We start from the raw sequence: 4,859 nt of genomic DNA on the forward strand, positions 1-4,859 counted from the left end.
CGCGGGTCCCGCCCTCGCCGTCGCCCGACCGGCGCTCGCGGGTCCCGCTGTCACGGCCCCCGTCACGCGGCCCGCCGCGGCCACCGCGCGAGCCGTCGCGGCCCTCGTTACCGCCCGGGCGCTTGCCCACGCGCTTGCCCGTCTCGCCCAGGTCCTCGAGCGTCTCCGCGTCGAGCCCGGCGCGCGTCTGCGCCGTCTTGGGCAGGCGGCCCTTGGTGCCCTCGGGGATGTCGAGCTCCTCGTACAGGTGCGGGGAGGAGGAGTACGTCTCCACGGGCTCCGGGTAGCCCAGGTCCAGGGCCTTGTTGATGAGCCCCCACCGCGGGGTGTCGTCCCAGTCGACGAACGTCACGGCGGTGCCGGTGCGGCCCGCGCGGCCCGTGCGGCCCGTGCGGTGCAGGTACGTCTTCTCGTCCTCGGGGCACTGGTAGTTGATGACGTGCGTGACGTCGTCGACGTCGATGCCCCGGGCCGCGACGTCCGTCGCGACGAGGACGTCGATCTTGCCCGAACGGAACGCGCGCAGGGCCTGCTCGCGCGCCCCCTGGCCGAGGTCACCGTGGATGGCACCGGCGGCGAAGCCGCGCTCGGCGAGGTCGTCGGAGACCTTGGCCGCGGTGCGCTTGGTCCGCGCGAAGACGATCGTGAGGCCGCGGCCGCGCGACTGGAGGATCCGGGCGAGCATCTCGACCTTGTCCAGGGCGTGCGCGCGGTAGACGACCTGCTTGATCGCCTTGAGCGTCGCGCCGTCGTCGTCGGGGTCCGCGGCCCGGATGTGCGTGGGCTGGGTCATGTAGCGGCGGGCCATCGCGACGACGGCGCCCGGCATGGTCGCCGAGAACAGCATCGTGTGGCGGGTCGCGGGGGTCTTGGCGAGCAGCTTCTCGACGTCGGGCAGGAAGCCGAGGTCGAGCATCTCGTCCGCCTCGTCCAGGACGATGGTCTTCGCGCGGGTGAGGTCCAGGTGCCCCTGGTTCATCAGGTCGATCATGCGACCGGGGGTGCCGACGACGACCTCGACGCCGCGGTGGAGCGCCTCGACCTGCGGCTCGTAGGCGCGCCCGCCGTAGATCTGGACGATGCGCACCGAGCGGCGGCGGGAAGCCGTCTCGAGGTCCCCGGCGACCTGCACCGCGAGCTCGCGCGTCGGCACGATGACGAGGGCCTGCGGCTTGCCGGGGGCGAGGAGCGCGGAGAAGCCGTCCTCGTCCGGTGCGACGACATGCTCGAGCAGCGGCAGCCCGAAGCCGAGCGTCTTGCCGGTGCCGGTCTTGGCCTGGCCGATGATGTCGTGCCGCGAGAGCGCGACCGGCAGGGTCAGGGCCTGGATGGGGAACGGGTGGGTGATGCCCGAGTCGGCGAGGGCGTCGACGATCTCGGCGCGGATGCCGAAGTCGGCGAACGTCTGCTGGACGGGGACGTACGCCGGGGGAGCGATGATCGGGTCGGCGAGCGCCTCGTCGATCTGGTCGGTGGTCGGGTCGGTCGTGTCGGTCATGCGGGTACTCCACGGTGTCTGCCGCGGGGCCACACGCGTCGGGTGGTCGTCGGGACCTCGTCGCAGCCGGGGGCTGCGGATGTCGTGTCCCGGACTCGTACCGGAGCGGGCCGCGCCGCGGATGGGGCCGGTAGCCGATCGCGAAGGTGCCGACCCCGGCGCGAAGATCCGGGGCGAGGATGTCGGGACGACCGGTCAACCGAATGAACGGGGTGATCGTATCGGACGGTCCGCTCGAACGGGGGAGGAGCGGGGGTGCGGGCCGTCCTGCGCCGGAGCGCCGGTGCGTCGGCGCGTCGGACGTGCGGTGCACACGGTGGTGCAGGGCGGTCCGGTCCGGGCGGTCCCGGCGGAGCCGCGGCACTAGCCTGGGCGGATGAGCGGAACGACGACGTCGGGCGCGGTCGGGTCGGCCGCGGGGGAGCCGGCAGCGGGCGGCGAGGCGTCGGCGCAGGACGCCCTCGCGGTGCTCGGCATGGTCGCCTACCTGGAGCTGGCCGCCTTCTCCCGCCTCGCGGCCGACGCCGGCCTGGCCCCGGGTCTCGGGCAGCGGCTCGAGCTGAGCGGGCTGGCCCGTCAGTCGCTGGACCACCTGGACCGCGTGCGCGACCGGATCGAGGAGCTCGGCGGGGAGCTGGAGCCGGTCATGGCGCCCCACGCGGGTGTGCTCGTCGAGTTCGACACCCGCACCGTCCCGAGCACCTGGTGGGAGCGGCTGCTCAAGGCCTACGTCGGCTACGGCGTCGCGGACGACTTCTGCCGTGCCCTGGCCCGCACCGTCGACGAGCGGACCCGTCAGGTGGTCGAGGAGGTTTTGGAGGGGGAGGTCCACACGGACCTCGTCGTGCGCTCGCTCGCGCAGGCCGCGCAGAGCGACCCGACGCTCGCGTCCCGCCTGGCCCTGTGGGGGCGCCGGCTGGCGGGGGAGGCGCTCAACGCCGTGTCGGCGGTGCTCGACGCCCACCCGGAGATGCGCCCGTTGCTGGAGGCCGCGATGGCCGACGAGCGGGGGGCCGACGCGCAGCAGCGACTCTTCGCGCTCCTGACCGCCGAGCACAGCCGGCGGATGGGGCGCCTGGGTCTCGCGGCCTGAGCCCGGCTCGGCGACCACCTGCCGGAGAGCCGCCGGCGCCCGGCGCAGGCGGCCGCTCCAGCCGGCGACGGGACCGGGAGGCGCCCACGAGGGGCACCTCCCGGCTCGGTCAGATGTTGTGGAAGCCGACCTTCCGCGTCTCGTCGCTGCCGATCTCCACGTAGGCGACGGTGCCGCTGGGCACGAGGACCTGGCGACCGCGCGTGTCCGTGAACTGGAGCGGGGTGCCGGCCGCGAGGGCCTGGGCGACCGAGGCGGACACCTCGTCGGCGGTCTTGTCGGTCTCGAACACCAGCTCGCGCCCCACGTTCTGCACGCCGATCGTGATCTCCACGTCCATCTCCTCAGCTCGGGTTCGGGAACCTGCGCGCCATCCTAGGCACGGCCCCGGCGCCGGACGGCCCGGGGAGGGGCTATGTCCGCCGAGAGCGATCAGGCAGGGCGGTCCGGCTCAGCGCGCGCCCGCGTCCTCCTCGGAGCCGGCGCCCGGGGCGGCCCGGTCCCGCACGAGACCGGCGACGCCGCGCCAGGACAGGTCGGTGACGAGCTCCACGGCGGCGTCGACGGCGACGTCCCGCGTGCGGTAGCGGGTCGTCGCCGCGACCTGGGCCATCCCGACCAGGGCGGCGCCCGCGAGCCGGGCCTCGGCGTCGGGCAGGCCGGCGACCCCCTGCAGGCCGCGGCAGATCGCGCGGGCCGCCTCCGCGGAGGCGTGCTCGACCCGCAGGCGCACGTCGGAGTCGCGGGTGACGTCGGACTCGAAGAGCAGGGAGAAGGACTCCCCGGCCTGCTCGACGAACTCCACGTAGGCCCGGACGATCGCCCGGACGACGTCGCGCCCCGTCGGGGGACCGCCGCCGGCCGGCACACCCGCCAGCGCCGCGTCGATGCGGGCGACGAGCGCCTCGCCGCGGTGGTCCACGACGGCGAGGTAGAGGTCCAGCTTGGACGGGAAGTGCCGGTACAGGACCGGCTTGCTGACCTCCGCGGCATCCGCGATGTCGTCCATGGAGACGTGGTGGAAGCCCTCGCGCGCGAAGAGGTCCTGCGCGATCTCCAGCACCTGCGCCCGGCGCGCCCCGGCGGCCATCCGCACTGCGCGGGGCCGTCCCTGCGGGTCGCTCATCCATCGATGCTAGCGATCGAGCCCCAGCCCGTGCCGCGAGGCGGCCCGGATGTCACGATGGGTCGGTGCCCTCCCCCGTGCGCGTTGCCCGTCCGGCACCGCGCCGCCGTCGTGCGCTGCACCGGCGCGCCCCGGGCTGGGTCGGACGATCCACGGTGATCGCCGCCGGCGCGCTGGCGCTGATGGGCGGGACCGGCGCCGCCGCCCTGGTGGACACGCTCGCGGGCCCGGGAGCGGGTGCGCTCGTCGTGGCCCCGACGGACGCGGTCGAGATGCAACGGCCGGCGTCGGGGGGCGAGGCGGCGTCGCGGACCGAGTCCGCGACGGGCGGGGTGCCCTCGCCGTCTCCGGGGCTGCCCCTCCCGGAACCGGCGGCCCCGGCCCTTCCGGCGCCTCCGCCGGCCGCCCCGGCCGAGGTCGAGCCGACGCTGCCTGACGGCATGACACCCGCCGACGTCGCGGCCGGGCTGCTCACCCTGGCGATGCCGGCCTCGGCCGGCGGTGACCTGGCGGTGGTGCCCGGGTCCGAGCCCGCGCCGCAGCCGGACGGCAGGGTCGTCAGGGTGCGGGTCGAGGTCGAGGCGGGCCTGGACGTGGAGGGCGCGGCGTTCGCCCGCATGGTCATGGACACGCTGAACGACCCGCGCAGCTGGGGTGCCGAGGGGGAGGCCTCCTTCGCCCGGACCGACGGCGACGCGGAGGTGCGGGTGGTGCTCGCCGCACCCGCGAAGGTCGACGAGATGTGCGCACCGCTGCGCACGGCCGGCATCTACTCGTGCGCGAGCGGCGGGGCCGCGGTGCTCAACCACATGCGGTGGGTGCAGGGCACCGAGGAGTTCGCCGACCTCACGCAGTACCGCCAGTACCTGGTGAACCACGAGGTGGGTCACCTGCTGGGCCGCCGGCACGTCGGGTGCCCGGGTGCCGGTCAGGTGGCGCCCGTCATGCAGCAGCAGACGGTGCAGGTCGCGCCGTGCCTGCCGAACGGCTGGCCCTTCCCGGACGCCCCGGTCGGCTGAGGTCGCGGTTCGTCCCCGTGGGGACCGCCCGCCGCTCACGGGGGCGCCGCTCGCTGCGCGCCTTCACGGCTCTGCCCTGCCTGTCCGCGACCGTCCGTTCAGGGTCGGGCGACGAGGCGGGGT

Annotated in this window: 5 protein-coding genes; 2 read left to right on the forward strand and 3 right to left on the reverse strand. The window is 75.2% G+C overall.

Going from position 1 to position 4,859, the window contains the following annotated elements:
- The coding region (locus N866_RS16350; RefSeq protein WP_034228352.1) for a DEAD/DEAH box helicase at window positions 1–1,498 on the reverse strand (1,498 nt) is incomplete at its 3' end.
- 376 nt (window positions 1,499–1,874) lie between these two features.
- On the opposite strand from N866_RS16350, the gene N866_RS16355 reads away from it, so the two are divergent.
- On the forward strand, window positions 1,875–2,591 hold the full coding sequence (locus N866_RS16355; protein WP_034228355.1) for a ferritin-like fold-containing protein: 717 nt from the start codon (window positions 1,875–1,877) through the stop codon (window positions 2,589–2,591).
- Between the two features lie 109 nt (window positions 2,592–2,700).
- Here the strand turns inward: N866_RS16355 and N866_RS16360 are convergent, their stop codons facing one another.
- Entirely contained in the window at window positions 2,701–2,931 is a 231-nt protein-coding gene (locus tag N866_RS16360; RefSeq protein WP_342668442.1) for a DUF3107 domain-containing protein, read from the reverse strand.
- A 111-nt stretch (window positions 2,932–3,042) separates the two neighbouring features.
- Window positions 3,043–3,717, reverse strand: a complete 675-nt coding sequence (locus N866_RS16365; protein WP_034228358.1) for a TetR/AcrR family transcriptional regulator — start codon at window positions 3,715–3,717, stop codon at window positions 3,043–3,045.
- Between the two features lie 155 nt (window positions 3,718–3,872).
- Here N866_RS16365 and N866_RS16370 point away from each other — a divergent pair, with 155 nt between their 5' ends.
- On the forward strand, window positions 3,873–4,736 hold the full coding sequence (locus tag N866_RS16370; RefSeq protein WP_052023168.1) for a DUF3152 domain-containing protein: 864 nt from the start codon (window positions 3,873–3,875) through the stop codon (window positions 4,734–4,736).
- Window positions 4,737–4,859 lie beyond the last annotated feature (123 nt).

The sequence above is a fragment of the Actinotalea ferrariae CF5-4 genome (genome assembly GCF_000603945.1).
Taxonomy (GTDB): Bacteria; Actinomycetota; Actinomycetes; order Actinomycetales; family Cellulomonadaceae; genus Actinotalea; species Actinotalea ferrariae.